The sequence below is a fragment of the Microcystis sp. LE18-22.4A genome (assembly GCF_027531105.1).
GTDB lineage: Bacteria > Cyanobacteriota > Cyanobacteriia > Cyanobacteriales > Microcystaceae > Microcystis > Microcystis aeruginosa.
In genome coordinates this window covers 12,064-29,708 of record NZ_JAPZRB010000122.1, presented here as the reverse complement: position 1 = coordinate 29,708, position 17,645 = coordinate 12,064, and the positions used below count along the sequence as shown (strand labels likewise).

The following is a 17,645-nucleotide window of genomic DNA, read 5'->3' as shown; positions in this document are numbered from 1 at the left end:
ACTCAATTGTCTATCTTTTGGTATTAACCTGTTTGTGCCTTAAGTCCTTCCCTATATGAGTTTCAGCTACTTTTGGGCGTAGGTACTCTCATCGAATTTTATTTTAAGTTAATTATTTGCATAACAATTCCCGAAGAGCCGTGAATTTGGGCATTTGCCATGTGCTTGCAGTTCCATGTTAGCAAATAATCTAAGTTATAGACGGTTGCTAATGCCATATGTAAAGCGTCGTTAGATGCCTTTAGGGGCAGATTGCTTTGAGTCAGAAACGCTTGCGAAAGTTCAAACGCATCTTCTGTAAGTTCGAGAAGCATTAGGGATTGTAACAAGTTTAACCGTTGAGCGGCGATTATCGGATCTCCCTTAGCTGCCTCATCTTCAACGATCTCTGATGCGTAAAGCGTAAATGAGCTACTATGTTCGTTCCACCAATCTTGGGTGATCTTGATATTAGCAGCAACGATCAGATTGTCAGTGGGTCTGGCGGTTAAATGCCCAAAAATACTTGTTTCAATATAGACGCTTCCATTCACGGCAATCTAGAATATTTTTTCGCTCTCTATCCTACCTTATTTAATCTTGGTTTTGAGGGTGTTGGGTAACAGCCGTCAACCCAACCGACAGGATCAGCGTACTGCTACGCAGTGCCTTCGCCATCGCACTTAAACCCACAGCTGCAATTAATCTGCATGGTGCGTTCCCCAAAAATCGATCGCTGGAGCAGTAGGAGCCACTTTAGGGAACACACCCTACAAGATCAGCGGCGATCGCACTCCCCCCAAGACATCAAATCTTCTACTGTCAGAGAAGACTTGCTTAGTGAAGCAGATATTGTAAGATTCAACTCAGAGGGGCAAGGAAGATTGTCGGCATAAACTGCTCCGACAATATTATCGCAATTTTCAGTTTTCTTGCCGATATAGAAGACATCAGAGAATATTATCCTGCCTGGCTGTAGATCTCCACAATCAATCTCAATAGTTAGTTGGTCAGTAGTTTGATTGATGCACACATTGCCTGGTGTCTTAGTAAATCTCATTCTATTTAGATTTAGTTCTGGTCCGAGAGATTGCTTTTTGGGCATTTGAGGAAGATTTTCCTTTTGAAGCATTTCTATCTGCATTAAAGAGTTAACTGAGAACTCGACTCTGACATTGCGCGCAGCGACACGCCCAACATTTGAGATAGATAGTTGAACTGGGCGAAATAGATTACGTACATAGATATAGTGAGCTAACTCACGGTAATATTGATGATTTGTTCTATACGCTGATATTGAATCAAGTATATAGGAATTTCTGGGCAAATCAGGCAAAGATGGGATGCTATAAGATGGCGGCAAGTTGCATAATTTAGCTTCAATTGATAAGTGTGAGCCAATCAGTTCCTTAGTATCTGGGTTGGAAAATACAACCGCAAGATTAGCGTCAATATCTTCAGGTTCCACCCTCATTTGTGCAATTTCATCTAAAGTAGCCGGTTTTTGTGGATCGGTTGAACTTCCTCTCCTCACATAAACCTTATCTTTATCCAGCTTTCCATATTTCTTCTTAAGATATATTGGTCTTGTTTGCTGTTCAATTCGGATAACACCTACTTGCTTGCCCTCAATAGTTGCGGCCTCGTAATGAAAGCGAACTGGCTGATTAGTGAGACTGTTAATAAATTGTTGAAGTGTGTGATCATCAAGATGATTTTGTATTCCTATTACTTCACTTTTTCCGCCCCGTACTTCCTCTACTCCAATCAAGATGTAGGCATCGGATCTTCGCCATGCGTTTGCGAATCCTAAAATATCCTTGACAAGTTCAGACTTCTCTTCCTCACTTGCCTTGGAGAATGGATATTGTTCTTTTTTGAAATCAAGCGTTGGACTTTCTTCTTCGTAAAGTAGGCTTTCAAGTAACTGAGTTTTCATTTAATTTGCTCTTTATGTATTAGTAACTGTACTAAGTCACAGGGGGAACTCGTAGCTTAGAAGTGTACGTCGGACTAGATGCTATACGGAAACTTTCCACATATCACGCCAAATACGCATTTTTTCAGGAAACTTTCCGTATATTACTCTCCTGTATAGCGATCGCAAGAACTCTTCCTATAACATTACAATAAGCGTGTTATGCCGAATTATTATAGGCATTCTCAGATGTTTTGAAAATCCCACAGGGTGGCCGATACAAAATTAGGTTATACTTCATCTTTATGAGAAACACTGCCACACCAGAATCGAATTGGGGAGATTGATTACCATATTTAACTTCATTTGTCAAGAAATTCGCTCATTTTTAGGTGCGATCGCTTTTTACACGATTATTCCGGTTCCGATTGCCTGGCCGGATTTTGGCAGAATTGCCCGATGGATTCCCTTAGTGGGCTTATTTTTGGGTCTAATTCTGGTTTTGCTCGATATAACTCTAGCTGGTCTGGGAATGCCACCCCTAACTCGTGCGGTTGTCCTTGTGACAGTTTGGGTTTATCTAACGGGAGGACTACACCTTGATGGAGTTAGTGACACGGCCGATGGTTTAGCTGTCACCGACCCCCCGCGTCGTTTAGCGGTCATGGCCGATAGTGTTACCGGGGCCTTTGGAGTCATGGCCGTGACCATGGTTTTGCTGTTAAAAATCGCCGCTTTGACCGATTTAAGCGATAATCGAGCCTTAGCTCTAATTTTAGCACCAATTTGGGGACGTTGGGGGCAAGTAATGGCGATCGCTCTTTATCCCTACCTCAAACCCACCGGCAAGGGAGCCTTTCATAAAGTGGCTTTTTGTCTGCCCTGGGACTGTGGGGGAATAATTTGGGGGTTAATCGCCCTATTTGGCGGTCTAAGCTGGGGAATAATCGCCATTAGTGCTGGAATCGCCCTCGCTATGCTTACTGGTTACTGGTTATATCGTCGTCTTCGGGGTCACACCGGTGATACCTACGGTGCGGTGGTGGAGTGGACAGAGGCTCTATTCTTGGTTTTTTTGACAATAATTAGCTAAGCTGCCAGGGTATTTAAATTGCTTGTTGAGATGAGGCAAGAGGCAAGAGGCAACAGTAAAGGAATTGGGGGAGATTCAACTAATCTAAGGATAGGCGATTAAAATGCGTCTCAGCTTAATAGACCTCTGGCATAATTAATTTTTGGGGATTCAAAAACGTCAACAATAAGGATTAACTGGCCTAAAATCTGTAAATAGACCATTTAATTGATTAATGTTCATTTTTAATTCTCCTGGCTACTGACTACTGGCTACTGACTCCTAACCAACCTGGACAATTGTTGATTTTTACCAGAGGTTTAATTTTTGCCCTCCACGGCCCGTAAACGGGTTAATTTCAGGGTAAATTTGCCCCCACCGGTTTCTCCGAAAGCTCTCACCCGAATAACATACTTACCCGACTCGGTAATGCGCGCAAAGAGGAGGGCATTAGTGCCACCATCGGGACCATCATCATTTTCCGCTACAGTGGAACCATCGGCGGCCAGGAGAATTAACACCCCATCAAAATTTTCCGATTTGAGATCGATGGCCACCTGATCGTCCTTGTCCAAATCTACGGTATAATCCCTAGCAAACCCCCCTTCCCCCGTGGGAATATCTTTGTCGGTGAGAGTATCGTTAATTTCTTTATTGAGGATTAGGGGGACAGGATTATAGATTTTTTCCGCTCGCACGGGTAAAGATTGACCGCTTAACCAGAATAAAGTGAGTAAGACGCATAAACCAGAATAGCGACCAGTCAAAGGAAATCTTGTCATAGGGCAGATGTTCGTTTTCTCAATCTCCCTATTCTACAAAAAACTGATAACTATCAGCAGTTCGATAAAATTAAATTCACACCCCAGAAAAGAGGAACACCGGAACTGCGGAACTGCGGAAGGGAAAAATATGTGTAATTAATTTTGTTAACTATGAACATATATTCCTTGCTGGCAAAACAAGTTAAAAATCCCCCTTGGAGCAAGAGGGAAGATAAAACCCGTTTAAGGTAATTGCTGTGATCATTAATTGACAATATTTAAAAGAGATTGATTGAAAAAGAACTAGAAGTTAAAAACTTAAAGAGGGTTCTTACATGGGCAAAGAAGCTAAAGACTGAGTGATATTATAGGCTTGACCGCGATAGGTAACGGCTACCGGTTTCTGAATGCTTTGAGCGACACCACGGTTTTTTAAATAGGGAACACCACGATAGCCTAAAATCAGCGGACTGGAAGCAACGGTGGCAGTGGGATTTTTCTCGTAAGCAATGCCGCGATAGGTTAATTTCATAGGTGTCTCTGGAGATAATTGGTGAGTTAGTCTTATCTCCAGCTGCGGCCAAATTAATTCCAGAAAAGCTCAACTTTTTTCTGGGTAAATATCCTACCAAGAAGACCCCCGATAGCGCATTTCTCGACGCAGAGCATAACGACGGGCAAAATTAGGAACATCGCCCCGACATTTGAGATAAAGACATTTAAGGCATCATCCGGCAACACCGTCGCTAAAACTCGCGCTTTGTCGATACCGGCTTTCTGGAGAATACTTTCATCGGTGGCGTTACCATTAAGAGTTAAGTAGCCTTTTTCCTGAGCTAATCCAATGTGATCGGGGTTATTATCGACGATAATAAAGGATTGGGCTGTTTTTGCCAATTTAGTCCTTAGAATGCGTCCTATACGCCCAAAAACGCAGATTATGACGTGATTTTCTAGGGATTCCATCTCTTTATTCATCTGGCGATCGCTAAAAGCTTTGATAATCCTTTTCAGTGAACTTTGCATCGATTTCCGTCACCTGACCATCTAGCTATCAGCTTACAGCAGAATTTGTACTAAATCCGTTGAGCATAATGCTACTTATAAGGACAGGCACTCATGCAAGAGGCACTCATGCAAAAGGGAGAATAAATAATCAGTTTTTAATAACTGGATTGAGTATAACGGAAGATTTTTGCAGGAGAGCTTTTTAACTGGCTGTTAACTTAGTCATAACTTGGATACTGTATAATCCCTATGTCAAGTGTCCGTAATAAAATTTAACCTAATCAAGGTCTGAGTATCAGTTTTGACTTTATTACTGAAAATATGAGTATTTCTCGCCGTAATTTCCTCACCTTTTTAACTGCCACTGCTGGTGTCTCTTTTTTCAGTCTGCAAGGGAAAAAATCTTCCTCTCTGATCAGCAGTCCTGCGATCGCTGCCAATAGTTTCGGGTTAAACTTTGCTGCAGTCAAACTGCCGATTCCCTTAAAAATTGACGGCATGAGCGATGAAAGCCAAAAAAGTGCCTATCAAACCTATAAAGTCCTAGATGATCTCGTTCTTCCTCAAGGATTCACCTATGATGTGCTGGCCCAGTGGGGGGATGCAGTGGGTGATTCCCGTTTCGGTTATAACAATGATTATCTATCTTTTATCGAAACCAGTCCGGGTCAAGGTTATCTAACCGTTAATTTTGAATATATCAGTGGTCGTACTTGGCTACAAACCTTTGAACAAGTGATTGGTAAAACCCTACCCGTCAAGGAAGTACGGGAAAAAACCAACGAAAAGGGTGAAATTGCCGCCTATCACCTGCAAGATGCCAGCTTAAAGGCAAAAATCGAGGAAATCTCCCTAGAAGGCCTAATTGATCAGGGAATTGGCGTAATTTCCCTGGCTAAAGATCAAACGGGAAAATGGCAACGTACCTATAGTAAAGCCGATCGCCGCATTACCGGTATCTCTGGACTAAAGGACGGTCACTACCTGAAAGCGACCGGTCCTGCTGTAGCAATTTTTACCAAAACCGATAAACTTGGCTACGATGACGGATTAGGGGCAAAAATTATCGGAACGTTGCAAAATTGCGCCGGGGGAACAACGCCTTGGGGGACTGTATTTAGTGCCGAGGAGAACTTTCAAGACCAAGTGACGGAGGTAGTGTTAAAAGATGGTTCCTCTTTGCATCCCGATACTACTCCCTTTATTCTCAATAGTGGGGAAGTGGATGGCCGGGGTAACGTCTTTGGGTTAGCGGGAAATAAATACGGTTGGATGGTAGAGGTGGATCCAGCCAATCCCGACGATTATGGCACAAAACACACTTGGTTAGGGCGTTTTCGCCATGAAGCGGTCGCTTTTCTCGCTCAAACGGGGCAACCCTTGGCGGTTTATTCAGGTTGCGATCGCAGAGGCGGTCATGTCTATAAATTCGTTTCCGAGGGCAAAATTAGCGATATTAAGCAGAAAAATAACTCAAAACTCCTAGAAAAAGGAATGCTCTACGGGGCCAAATTCAACCCCGATAAAACCGGTTATTGGATACCCTTAAATCCCGACACGGAGATAAATCCCGTCCTACCGAGTCAAATTGCCGCTAGTCGCGGGGATGGGGTGGTAGCCTTGCCGAATCCCGAAAGAACGGTCAATGATACTAAATTACTGCTATTTAAGGACGATGAGGAGATTCTAGCCTACAAAGCTAAATATAAGACCCTCGCAGACCTGTATGAAGGTAATAGGACGGAAAAACAGGGGGCAATTCTCATCGATGCTCATTTTGCAGCTAACGCCGTTGGGGTCACTTGTACTGGTCGCCCGGAAGATACGGAAGTGGACGAGAATGGCACTTTATATATGACCTTTACCTCTGGTAGTCCCAGTGAAGCGGAGGGAGGAGCCGATAAGGAAATATTTAAGGGGCCAAATGGCGAAATACCCTACGAATTTGGTTGGATTATCAGCTTAAGGGAAGATAATAACGATGCTGCTTCCTTAAGTTTTCGTTGGGATGTGGTCGCTTATGGAGGGGAACCGACAGAGAAAGGTGAGGGTTTTTCTAATCCCGATAACCTCGCTTTCGATAAACAGGGAAATCTCTGGATGGTTAGCGATATTTCCACGGGTGGGTTAAATCGAGAGATGAAAACTCGTTATCCCCAAGGGGTCCCGGTTAGTCAACGGGATTTATTGGGTATTTTTGGCAATAATAGCGCTTGGGTGTTTGCCAAGGGTCAAGAGCATCCCTATCCTTTTGCTATCGCTCCCATGGATGCGGAATTAACGGGATTGTACTTTACTCCCGACCAAGAGACGTTATTTTTGGCAGTACAACATCCGGGGGAAGCGGGGGGAATTCGTCGGGATTTGGCCTTTGAAAACCGCAAATTTGCCCTGAAAACCACTAATGGGCAGGAATTTGAACAAATACGACAAGTACCCCTAGGGTCGAATTGGCCCAGTGGTCAAGTTAATCAACCTCCCCGGCCGGCAGTGGTGGCGATTCGGCGAACCGAGTCAAAATCTGGATAATACATTTGTTTTAGATGATTGGTTTCCTTTGGGGATTTCCGAAAAACAAAAAAGGGGTCTTAGCCCCTTTTTTCCGGATTAGTTAGTTATTTTTTCGGCGATAACATCATCATCATGTTACGACCTTCTTTTTTTGGCGCTTGCTGTACCTCAGCCACATCCTGTAAGTCTTTGGCCATGCGCGCCAGTAATTCTTCCGCTAGGTTAGAGTGTTGAATTTCCCGGCCTCGGAAGGTAATCGTCGCTTTTACCTTATCTCCCGCTTTTAAAAAACGTTGCGCTTGGTTGACTCGCACGTTGTAGTCATGCTCATCGATTTTATAGCGCATTTTAACTTCTTTTATATCGGCTGTATGCTGTTTTTTCTTGGCTTCGCGGGCTTTTTTCTCCTGTTCAAACTTGTATTTGCCATAGTCCATAATCCGGCAAACGGGAGGATTTGCCGTTTCACTGACGAGGACGAGATCAAGTTCCTTTTCTTCGGCCACGCGTAAAGCTTCGGCAGGAGTAATAATTCCTAGTTGAGAGCCGTCGCTATCGATAACGCGGATTTCGGGAAAGCGGATTCTTTCGTTAATTTGGGGGAGATCGCGAGTAGTGCGTCTTTTATCTATCACAGGCGTTCTGGGTTATCTCTATTCTAGTTAGTTAATCGGGTGGAGTTTACAAAATGGTTTACTTGCTATTCTACCTACTCGATCGAGTTTCTTGGCCAATTGTTAAGTTTTCTTGCAATGTTAATTTTTAGCCGCCGGTCATCAGCCGCCGGCCGTCAGCCAGATAAGCTTGTTGTCTATGGGCCTTGTCAGACTAAGACCCTATACTCTCAGGAATCGATCGGTAAGGTGCGTTCTCCCTCGTTGCAGCAGGGAACGCACCCGACAAAATCGGCGGCATCGCACTACCCCTGTAAACCAATGTCTAGATTATAGTAGGACAGTATCAGGCGAAAGTTGATAAGATTTTCCAGTATGGTTAAATATTGCGCTGATGTTTTAATATTACTTATCGCCTAAAACTATGATTACTTATATTAAAATTCATGGCTTTAAATCCTTTGATAATTTTGAAATGGTATTCACGCCGCTTACTGTAGTTGCTGGGGTTAATGCTTCTGGTAAGAGTAATTTATTTGATGCTTTGCAATTGTTGGCGCGGCTGGCAGAAGTGGATCTGAAGACGGCTTTTAGCGAGCAACGAGGACATCCTAGCGAACTTTTTACCCAATATGATGAGGACGACTACGCCACGGAAATGGAATTTATAGTTGAAATGTTAGTCAATCGCAAGGTAAAAGATAATTGGGGTGGGGAAGTCGATCTTAAATATACAAGGTTGCGCTATCAATTAAAAATTAAACGGGAGTCTAATATAAGTGGATTTGAAAACTTGTATATTGTTGATGAACGTTTAGAAAATTTAAAGCACAATGAAGATAATTGGGTAAAAAATTATATTCCTAAGACAGTATTGGAAACTTGGCGACCAAAAGTAACGGGTAGGAGAGCCATTCCTTATATTAAGACTGAAGATATTAGTGGTATTGCTACCATTGTTGTACATCAAGACGGTCAAGCGGGGAATAAAAAAGTATTTCCCGCGAAAAACGCATCACAAACTGTTTTAAGCAGCATTAATACCATAGATTTTAAACATATATTAGCCGCCAAACAAGAAATGCTGAGTTGGAAGTTTATGCAGCTTAATCCCGAAGATTTGCGAGAACCTACTCGTCAAGATATGGGCATCAGAGATACAATAACAGCAAGCGGAAAGAATTTAGCCGCTGCTTTATTTCGCATCAAACAAGATGATGAATATACCCTCACAGCAATTTCCCGTGATCTCAATAATCTGCTACCGAATTTTACAGAAGTTAATGTTTATGATGACAAAGCAAATCGACAATTTATTATCAAGGTAAAAGGTGATGATGGTCGGGAGTTTTCTTCGAGAGTGCTTTCCGAAGGAACCCTACGTTTATTAACATTATGTGTCCTGCAATACGACCGACAACACACAGGATTACTGTGTTTTGAAGAGCCAGAAAATGGCATTCATCCTTTTCGTATTGAAGCAATGGCAAGATTATTAAAAGAGCTAACTGTCGATTTTAAAGATACTGAAATGCCTTTACGCCAAGTAATAGTGAACACTCATTCTCCGGTTCTGGTGAGTCAATTAATTAATTGGCAAGATGATGAAAATGTCAGCATTTGGCTTTCTCAACTTACCACTATAATATCCACTATTGAAGGGAAGCGAATTAAGATGAAAAGCAGTAATTTTCACCCTGTTATCAAAGAGAATAAAAAGCAATTAACCTTTTTTTTATACTAACTATTGATTAGGCGACTTACCATCTCTACCATTCCATATATGTTTAAATTTTTAATCTCTTCCTGAATTTGATCGATTGAACTTTGAGAATCATCACTACAGTAAGCCAATTGAACTTTCTTTCCCTGCGGATCGGTTAATAGGGTGATCAAGTCTTGATCGCTCGACACCTGATAATCTATATAGATGCCTTGTCTATCTTTGGCGGGAGTGAATTTACATGAATAATAGTTATCCTGTTTACGTTTGTCCGATGCTTGTCTAGCCAACAAGTTTTCGATTAACAAACAATCGGATTCTTTATGTTGCTCGTCGTGAATATAATTTTTTTTGCTTAAATCCGCTTTACTGTGAGTCTTGGAAACATAACGATAAAGCTCCGCTTTAGAATCATACTGGATAGGTAAAATAATAAATCCTTTCTCCTCTTCCTCTTTGATCGCCTTTCGAGGAATATCGGCATTATAGGGAGTTAATAGGATAGCTTGTAATTTATATTTGAGTTTACTGGTGACATGATCGGCAATTTCTTGTTTTAAAATATCTCTAAAAGTTGTAATTTGTTCGATACCTGTACTCGTGGAATTTTTATTAGTTCCCTTCATCTCGATAATTGTCAGCAGAAGTAAGTCATTCTGAATAAAAAGAGATAAATAATCAGGTCTTTTCTGCTTTTGATTTCTAACGAGAGGATCCTTCTGACGATCAGTTTTAAATAAAATACAAACGGAATCTTTTTCTGGCTTGGTAATCCGAAAGCTGACACCGCTTTCGGGTGGAGCGATCCGATTGGGTACGGTACAGAAAATAAGCAAATTTTCTAAAAAGTTAAATTTTTGCCAATCGAGTTTATTCTTCTTCTGAGGAACATCCTTCTTCGGTTTCTTGGTTTTGTTGTCCTGCTTCATAAATTGCAAAAAACTTTTGTTGAATATCAACTGATACATCGCTGAGAGTATCCCAACGAATACCGTATTCAGGGTCGTGTAAAGAAAGTAATTTATTATTTTTTATTTCATAGGCACTAACCTGTTCCATTTTAAGAAAACCTCGGCTATCTTGCAGATAAAGCAATTTAGCTTGTTCGGCTAAAAGTTCTGGATTTTGGTGATTACCATTAACGATATTGTTAAGATGAGCCATCAAATAGGGGCTATGAGTCGTCAATAAAATTCTAACTCCTAAATTTACTAAAATCGCTAAAGATTCTAACAATTTTACCTGAGATTCTGGATGTAAGTTCATTTCAGGCTCATCGATCACCAGAAAATCCCCCGATTTTGCTCGATAGCGCAAATAGAGTAAAAGCGGGGCTAATTGTTTAATAGACGAGGAAGCATTATAAAGATCGATCTCTAAACTTCTTTTTACCGAAACTTTAATTTCTCTGCCTCCGAATTTAGTCTTTTTAAAGATTGTTTTATTGTTATTTTGAATATACTTTTCAATTTGATCGGCTAATTTTTGAAAATCATTTTTGTTTTTGGCAATGGGATCGGGCTTATTTTCTAGTTCTATGTCAGTTAAAAAATCTAAAAAATCCTCTACTGGTTGAGGATAGCGAATATCCCCCTGTTCTTTTAGTAACTCTAACTGTCTATCTCGATTAATACGTCCTTGTATCAATAGCTCTCTCTGATTCTCTTTAAGTAGCTTATATCTTCTATTAGCCAGCACTTTATAGGTATTTATAAAAACGTTTCTTTCGGCGGGTAAAGGAAGTATGTAAGAAAATGAAAATGTTACAACACCAGCAACAAAATCAAGAAGAACCATGTTTTTATAATCATAAATTTCAGCTTCTTTTTCTGGATAAAATAAAATCTCATTATTGTTGTCGCTTCGCTCGATTTTCTTGATTCCAAATGAAGCTAATGACTGGCGATACTCAATTATATACGCTAAAACTTTTTCTATAGCTGTTTTAATATCATCTTCGGAAATTTCGATACTGAATTTCGTTTTTTCAAAAATCTTGCCGCTAGAATCTTGGAAAAAAGATTGTAGTTTTATCCCGCTAAATTCAGATGCGGACTTTTGAACAATTTCGGATATAACATTATAAAAACGTCGGTCTATTTTTAAAGACCAATGATCGGCTTGATTTGTAAATTCTATTTTTTCTAAAATTTCACTAGAAAAAAAAAGGCCGTCACGATGATTAATCCATAACCCATAAATCGAGTAGGCGATATAAGTTTTATTAGAATTATTCGGGCCAATAATAACGGTTAGAGGCCGAAGATCCACTTCTGCCTCTTTAATACTACCTAAATTCAAGAGTTTGATTTTCATCATAAAAACGAACACTCCGAATACAGACCCTTATTTTACCCGATTCGTACTCGCTTGCGCCGATTCTTTAGTTTTATCTTCAAACGCGACCTTGATCGAGAAACGAACAGCGATCGCTTTCTGAGAAAAAATTGATCGCCAACCGACAATCCAAAACGCTGTCATTACCTTTCTAAAGCAACAAGCTAGTGGTTAGCTGATCACTGAAAGCTCCTTAAATATCTAACCTTTGGTAGATGCTATTAAGATGATTTAGGTGCTGCTGGGGATCAAAGCAACTTTCGATCTCGTCGGGGGATAAAATGCCGGTAACTCGCTCATCTTGGCTGATAAAAGCTTTAAAATTGCCGTTATCGGTGTTCCAAGCGCGATGGGCGTTTTCTTGGACGATTTTATAGGCAGATTCCCGGCTAATTCCCTTACTCACTAAAGTTAAAAGAACTCTTTGACTGAAAATCACGCCACCATAGACATTCATATTTCGCTTCATGTTTTCGGGATACACCAGCAGATTTTTGACTAAATCGGTGATTTCCTTGAGCATAAAGTGGGTCAAAATGCAAACATCCGGCAGCATCACCCGTTCTACGGAACTATGGGAAATATCTCTTTCGTGCCAGAGGGCGATATTTTCTAAGGCGGAAACGCTATGACTACGGATAATTCTCGCCATTCCCGTTAAGCGTTCTGAGCGGATGGGATTACGTTTATGGGGCATAGCGGAGGAGCCTTTTTGTCCTTTGGAAAAGTATTCTTCCACTTCTAGGACATCGGTTCTTTGCAGGTTGCGAATCTCCACGGCAAAACGTTCGATCGAAGCCGCTAATAAGGCTAATTGTTGCACATAATCGGCGTGTCGATCGCGCGATATCACTTGAGTGGAAGCGGTATCCGGTTCTAATCCTAACTTCTGACAGGTTAACGCCTCAATTTTCGGGTCAATATTGGCATAGGTTCCCACTGCACCGGATATTTTACCGATGGCGATGTCTTGGCGCAAGCGAATTAAACGATCGCGTCCCCGCAGCACTTCCGCTAACCATCCCGCTAGTTTAAAGCCAAAGGTGATCGGTTCGGCGTGAATGCCGTGGGAACGTCCCACCATGACTGTATAACGGTGTTCTTGGGCGCGATAACGCAGGGCTTGAATGAAATCTTCTAATTGTTCTAAAATCAGGTTTAAACTGGCGACTAATTGTAAGGACAGGGCGGTATCTAATACATCAGAACTGGTTAAACCCAAATGAATATAACGCCCCGGCTCGCCCACATATTCGTTAACATTTGTTAAAAAGGCGATGACATCGTGGCGCACTTCTGCTTCTATTTCTAAAATGCGATCGGGATCAAAATTAGCTTTTGCCTTAATTTCTTCCACTGCATCCCCGGGAATATAGCCTAATTCTGCCTGCGCTTCACAGACGGCTATCTCTACCTCTAGCCATGTTTGATATTTATATCTATCCGTCCACAAATTCCCCATCGCAGGGAGAGTATAACGCTCGATCACTATTAATTATTCCAAGACAACCGTTTAATTGTATCGGATCGGGGTAAGTCTGGGAATAGGCAGGGGGCAGCGGGGAGTTTTGTTTTCCCCACTCCCTTTTTTCCGGGTAGTGATTCGTTGGTAAGTAGTCGGACATAAATTCTGTTGTCTATCTTAAGAAATGTAAATTGCCGCAATTCTTACTGACGACCGACTCCTGACTCCTGACGACCGACTCCTGACGACCGACTTCTGACGACCGACTCCTTACCCCACAGTTAACTTTACTTTTGTCCAACTACTTAGCGGTGAACTATCTTGTTTAATTTAGCTTGAATCGAATCCCTACCCCCTTGCTTCAACCCATGCTCGCATTTTACCCGGATTGTTCAATCCGTAGGGATCGACGAGTTGTTTAAATTCTAGTTGTAGCGGATTAATCTGTCGGCTGCCGCCATCTTCCATGATATAAGTGTGAGGATTGGCAATGGCTGCCCCCTGTTGTTCATAGATAGCAATAATCTCATTTAATCGAGTTTCTGTGGTAAATTCTAGCAAGGGAAGACCGGCGGGAATAACTTTACCTTGAAATTTCAAAAATTCTAGGTGCATCATTATTTCCTCACCAAAATAATTATGGAGTTTCTCTACCGTAGCTAGATTAAAATAAAAAGCTTGTAGATAAGTTATCTTGGGGTTACAACTACGCGCATGGAGAGTGGTATGATTCCAAGTAAATTCTAAGATACTGTTGCCTTTTTGGGTTTCTTCTGGCGTTTTATAGTAAGTAAGTTCACCATTATATTCTTTAATTAAAGACTCTAATGCGACTCGATCGCCCGCCGATACTATTAACAAAACTGCCGCTTTCCCCGTGGTTAAATAATCCTTAAGAGCAGTAAAATAAGCGGGAATTGGCCAAGAGTGAACACTAACCATTTTCTTGACAATGCCATCACTATCACTGAGAGCTTGACCGAATTTAGCGGCGGTGAGAAAATCGGCAAAAGTAACGATAAATTCTGCCCAAGGATAACAGGGAGCGAGGGCTATTTCTAACTCGGTAATAATGCCATTGGTTCCGTAGGCATGATTGACTTTTTCTACCTCATCCCCCCGTAATTCGATAATTTTTGGTTCCGCTTCTAGGGTGACTAATTGCACTGCTTGCAGATTGCCCCTATCCTTTAATTGTCCATAATTAATCGAACCCATGCCCACACTGCCACCCCCGATAAAACCGCCAATTGTCGCCGTCCGATAGGTAGAGGGAGCCATTCTTAATTCCCAACCGATTGCGCGAGCTTGTTTATCAAAAAATGCCATTTTTACCCCCGCTTCTACCCGGGCTGTCCCCGGTTCGATCGAGATAATTTTTGTTAGTTTGGTTGTGTCTAAAATTACTCCTCCCTGCAAGGGAACACATTGACCATAATTACCTGTACCCGCACCTCTAACTGTTAAAGGAATTTGGTATTTAACGCAGGTTTTAGCGATGTCAATAACCTCTTGGCTATTGTGGGGACGAATGACTAAATCAGCCCGTTTATCTTGCAGTTGTGCTTCTAAAATGGGACTAAAATGATAATAATCTAAGGAAAGTTTCGCCACTTGCCCCGGATCGGTGATAATTTCTAGATGGGAAAGCTCTTGAATGAGATTTTGACAATTAGATTTCATGGTTAGGTATTAGTGTAAAATTAGTTTCCTAGTCGAGATGACAATTCAGTTATCAGTTATCAGTTATCAGTTATCATTCATAATTCATAATTCATAATTCCCCCATTTCCCCATCATCTTACACCCTACACCCCACACCCTACACCCTACACCCTACACCCCACACCCTACACCCTACACCCTACACCCTACACCCCACACCCTACACCCTACACCCTACACCCTACACCCTACACCCTACACCCTACACCCCACACCCTACACCCTACACCCTACACCCTACACCCTACACCCCACACCCCACACCCCACACCCCAATCAGCGATCGCCCCATCAGGAAAAATTAAAAACCGATCGCCTAGGCGGTCGGTTTTACTAAGAAGTATAAACTTTTATTAACTTTGTTTGCTGAGAAACTGTTGAGCTTGTCTAATAGCGGCAGCGCCGATATTGAAGAAAGCCCAGCCACCAGCAATAAGCAAAGGGGTTAAAACGATCAACACTCTCCAGTCCATAGATTTCCTTCTCCTCGGTCAGTGCTTAAAAGATTGTTACTTGATTCTCATTTTATATTTATACCCTAATCCGCCCGTTTTGGGAATCCAGTATCAGTAGCTTTTCCCCCATGAACGAGGGCAAGTTTAGCATAGCGCTCGGCGTGTTCGATCAACTCTTGAGCCTCCTGTGGCGACACTTCCCGGACGCGTTTAGCGGGAATACCCACCACTAAAGATCGCGGTGGTATATCTTTTGTTACAATACTACCCGCCCCGACAATACTACCCGCCCCGACGCGCACACCATCGAGAATCACTGCCCCAATGCCGATTAAACAACCGCGTTCAATATGGGCTGCGTGAATTACCGCCCGATGCCCGATGGTAACGTAATCTTCAAGGATAGTAATTTTGCCCGGATCTCCGTGTAGGATTGCCCCATCTTGGATATTAGTATAGGCCCCAATTTCGATGCGTTCCACGTCGGCGCGCAATACCGCCCCATACCAAACACTCACCCCGACAGCTAGGGAAATATCGCCCATTACCGTGGCATTGGGGGCGATAAAAGCCGCTTGACTGACATCGACAAGCGGCCAGAAATTAGAAGTTGATCTTAAGTTATCTAAAGACATGAAAGGATCTACACTAAAGTCGAAAGAGAATACCCGTCCAATTTGGTTGGGTATAATATGGATAGGCTTATTGGTACAAAGATAGCAATTTTTAGTTTAGGTTCTTCCATGATCAATGCAAGTTTACAATACCCTGTTTTTGGCCCCGATATCCATTGTCCTCACTGTCGGCAGCTAATCCCCGCCCTCACTTTGACGGATACCTATTTGTGTCCGCGCCATGGAGCTTTTGAAGCCGATCCCAAAACGGGAGAGTTGGTTCACTTGCAGTCAGGACGGCATTGGCGACTCTGGAATGGTGAGTGGTATCGTCAACACACTCACCCGGATGGTATTCGTTTTGAGATTCACGAAGCACTCGATCGCCTCTATACTCAAGGATTTAAAGCGACTAAAGTAATTATTGCCAACCGTTATCGCGATTTAGTTAGTTCCTACCTAGAACGTAACACCACTTGGCGCGGTAATGGACCGGGTGAAGCCACTATTCCCCGTCTCTACGGTTTACCAGTAGAATTTAGCCCCGATGCCCCCGATGAACCCTGTTGGGATGTAATTAATTTTGATCTGGAAAAAGAACCGGGGGTTCCCAAACGTTATCCCTATTTTCGTCTTTTTGATTAATCAATAGCCATCGGGAGTCAGGAGACAGAAGACAGGAGACAGGAGATAGGAGATTATTTCTATTTATTCTCCCCACACCCCACACCCGACACCCCACACCCCACACCCGACACCCCACACCCGACACCCCACACCCGACACCCCACACCCCACACCCGACACCCCACTTCCCCACTTCATAATTCTTTCTCCTGAAAATGCACCATGCTTCTATCCGCACCGCTAATATCCATCGGGCGATCGCTTTTTACCAACTTCTCGGTTTTACCCTCGAGGAAAGATTCACCACGGGTTATACTTTGGCCTGTTGGCTAACGGGGTTAAACGGACGCATCGAATTAATCCAAATTCCTCAACCGAAACCCGCCCCCGATGCCTTTAGCGATCAGCATTATGTCGGTTATTATCACTTGTCTTTTGACCTAACAGAAAATGTCAGCAATTTACCAGAATGGTTAGAAAAATTAACAAATAACTTTCAGCAAGCTCATCAAGAGGATGCCGATTTATATCAACCTTTAAAAATTCTTTTGCCACCCCAACAACAGATGATCGGCGATCATGTCTATGAAGTCACCTTTATTGCCGATACAGACGGGTTACCCCTGGAATTTATCCGTCGTTTAACGCCGAAATCAGCGATCAAGGTCTCAATAACGGAGATGGAGGCGACAGTGCCAGCAAAAACTCCCTAGCTATACCAGTCTCCTCCAGATGATCTACATAAAAACTTAAGAATGATCCCCGTCTGGTGATAGACTTTTGACTGTTAAGGAAACAAACTCACTAGATAAATCATAGATCAGCTGTAGGGA

The 17,645-nt window shown here is 42.3% G+C and carries 17 protein-coding genes and 1 pseudogene; 5 read left to right on the top strand and 13 right to left on the bottom strand.

All coding sequences use genetic code 11. The features are described 5' to 3' along the window. Positions 1–98: 98 nt before the first annotated feature. Positions 99–533: a type II toxin-antitoxin system VapC family toxin gene (locus O9295_RS05415; RefSeq protein ID WP_288032226.1), complete on the bottom strand. Its 435-nt coding sequence runs from the start codon at positions 531–533 to the stop codon at positions 99–101. A gap of 224 nt (positions 534–757) precedes the next feature. Continuing rightward, positions 758–1,918: an AlbA family DNA-binding domain-containing protein gene (locus O9295_RS05410; protein WP_288032224.1), complete on the bottom strand. Its 1,161-nt coding sequence runs from the start codon at positions 1,916–1,918 to the stop codon at positions 758–760. Positions 1,919–2,231: 313 nt separating this feature from the next. Here O9295_RS05410 and cobS point away from each other — a divergent pair, with 313 nt between their 5' ends. Next, a complete protein-coding gene (cobS, locus tag O9295_RS05405; protein ID WP_288032223.1) occupies positions 2,232–2,990 on the top strand; it encodes an adenosylcobinamide-GDP ribazoletransferase in 759 nt (252 codons plus the stop codon). Positions 2,991–3,289: 299 nt separating this feature from the next. Here cobS and O9295_RS05400 read toward each other — a convergent pair whose 3' ends face one another. From O9295_RS05400 to O9295_RS05390, 3 genes and pseudogenes are all read right to left on the bottom strand, one after another. Next, on the bottom strand, positions 3,290–3,751 hold the full coding sequence (locus tag O9295_RS05400) for a PPC domain-containing protein (protein ID WP_061433263.1): 462 nt from the start codon (positions 3,749–3,751) through the stop codon (positions 3,290–3,292). A gap of 313 nt (positions 3,752–4,064) precedes the next feature. Continuing rightward, positions 4,065–4,265: a DUF4278 domain-containing protein gene (locus O9295_RS05395; RefSeq protein ID WP_061433262.1), complete on the bottom strand. Its 201-nt coding sequence runs from the start codon at positions 4,263–4,265 to the stop codon at positions 4,065–4,067. A gap of 173 nt (positions 4,266–4,438) precedes the next feature. Further along, positions 4,439–4,738: pseudogene (locus tag O9295_RS05390) on the bottom strand (potassium channel family protein); the annotation flags it as partial. Between the two features lie 324 nt (positions 4,739–5,062). On the opposite strand from O9295_RS05390, the gene O9295_RS05385 reads away from it, so the two are divergent. Continuing rightward, the gene (locus O9295_RS05385) at positions 5,063–7,270 is read left to right on the top strand and encodes a PhoX family protein (RefSeq protein ID WP_288032218.1); all 2,208 of its coding nucleotides are present in this window, start codon (positions 5,063–5,065) and stop codon (positions 7,268–7,270) included. Positions 7,271–7,356: 86 nt separating this feature from the next. Here the strand turns inward: O9295_RS05385 and infC are convergent, their stop codons facing one another. Further along, positions 7,357–7,887 carry a translation initiation factor IF-3 gene (infC, locus tag O9295_RS05380; RefSeq protein ID WP_002757952.1) on the bottom strand — a complete coding sequence of 177 codons (531 nt, stop codon included), beginning with the start codon at positions 7,885–7,887 and terminating at the stop codon, positions 7,357–7,359. Positions 7,888–8,290: 403 nt separating this feature from the next. Between infC and O9295_RS05375 the strand changes: the two genes are divergently transcribed. Continuing rightward, positions 8,291–9,610 carry an AAA family ATPase gene (locus tag O9295_RS05375; RefSeq protein WP_288032217.1) on the top strand — a complete coding sequence of 440 codons (1,320 nt, stop codon included), beginning with the start codon at positions 8,291–8,293 and terminating at the stop codon, positions 9,608–9,610. Here O9295_RS05375 and O9295_RS05370 read toward each other — a convergent pair. From O9295_RS05370 to O9295_RS05340, 7 genes are all read right to left on the bottom strand, one after another. Continuing rightward, positions 9,607–10,518: a hypothetical protein gene (locus tag O9295_RS05370; RefSeq protein WP_288032216.1), complete on the bottom strand. Its 912-nt coding sequence runs from the start codon at positions 10,516–10,518 to the stop codon at positions 9,607–9,609. The genes O9295_RS05375 and O9295_RS05370 overlap by 4 nt on opposite strands. Then, entirely contained in the window at positions 10,460–11,908 is a 1,449-nt protein-coding gene (locus tag O9295_RS05365; protein ID WP_288032214.1) for an AAA family ATPase, read from the bottom strand. Before O9295_RS05365 ends, O9295_RS05370 begins: the two co-directional genes overlap by 59 nt. Positions 11,909–11,935: 27 nt before the next feature. Beyond that, positions 11,936–12,070, bottom strand: coding sequence for a hypothetical protein (locus tag O9295_RS05360; protein WP_002747389.1), 135 nt, complete (start codon positions 12,068–12,070; stop codon positions 11,936–11,938). Positions 12,071–12,119: 49 nt separating this feature from the next. Next, a complete protein-coding gene (gene purB, locus O9295_RS05355) occupies positions 12,120–13,415 on the bottom strand; it encodes an adenylosuccinate lyase (RefSeq protein ID WP_004268608.1) in 1,296 nt (431 codons plus the stop codon). A gap of 324 nt (positions 13,416–13,739) precedes the next feature. Next, complete coding sequence (locus O9295_RS05350; RefSeq protein WP_288032212.1) at positions 13,740–15,074, bottom strand: FAD-binding oxidoreductase; 1,335 nt, start codon at positions 15,072–15,074, stop codon at positions 13,740–13,742. Between the two features lie 395 nt (positions 15,075–15,469). Then, on the bottom strand, positions 15,470–15,589 hold the full coding sequence (locus tag O9295_RS05345) for a photosystem II protein Y (RefSeq protein WP_002737284.1): 120 nt from the start codon (positions 15,587–15,589) through the stop codon (positions 15,470–15,472). A gap of 65 nt (positions 15,590–15,654) precedes the next feature. Continuing rightward, positions 15,655–16,206 (bottom strand): gamma carbonic anhydrase family protein, encoded by a 552-nt coding sequence (locus O9295_RS05340; RefSeq protein ID WP_147074048.1) that lies wholly within the window; start codon positions 16,204–16,206, stop codon positions 15,655–15,657. A 108-nt stretch (positions 16,207–16,314) separates the two neighbouring features. Here O9295_RS05340 and O9295_RS05335 point away from each other — a divergent pair, with 108 nt between their 5' ends. Next, on the top strand, positions 16,315–16,830 hold the full coding sequence (locus tag O9295_RS05335; RefSeq protein ID WP_012265996.1) for a TIGR02652 family protein: 516 nt from the start codon (positions 16,315–16,317) through the stop codon (positions 16,828–16,830). 197 nt (positions 16,831–17,027) lie between these two features. After that, entirely contained in the window at positions 17,028–17,525 is a 498-nt protein-coding gene (locus tag O9295_RS05330; RefSeq protein WP_288032209.1) for a VOC family protein, read from the top strand. The last annotated feature ends 120 nt before the right edge of the window (positions 17,526–17,645 follow it).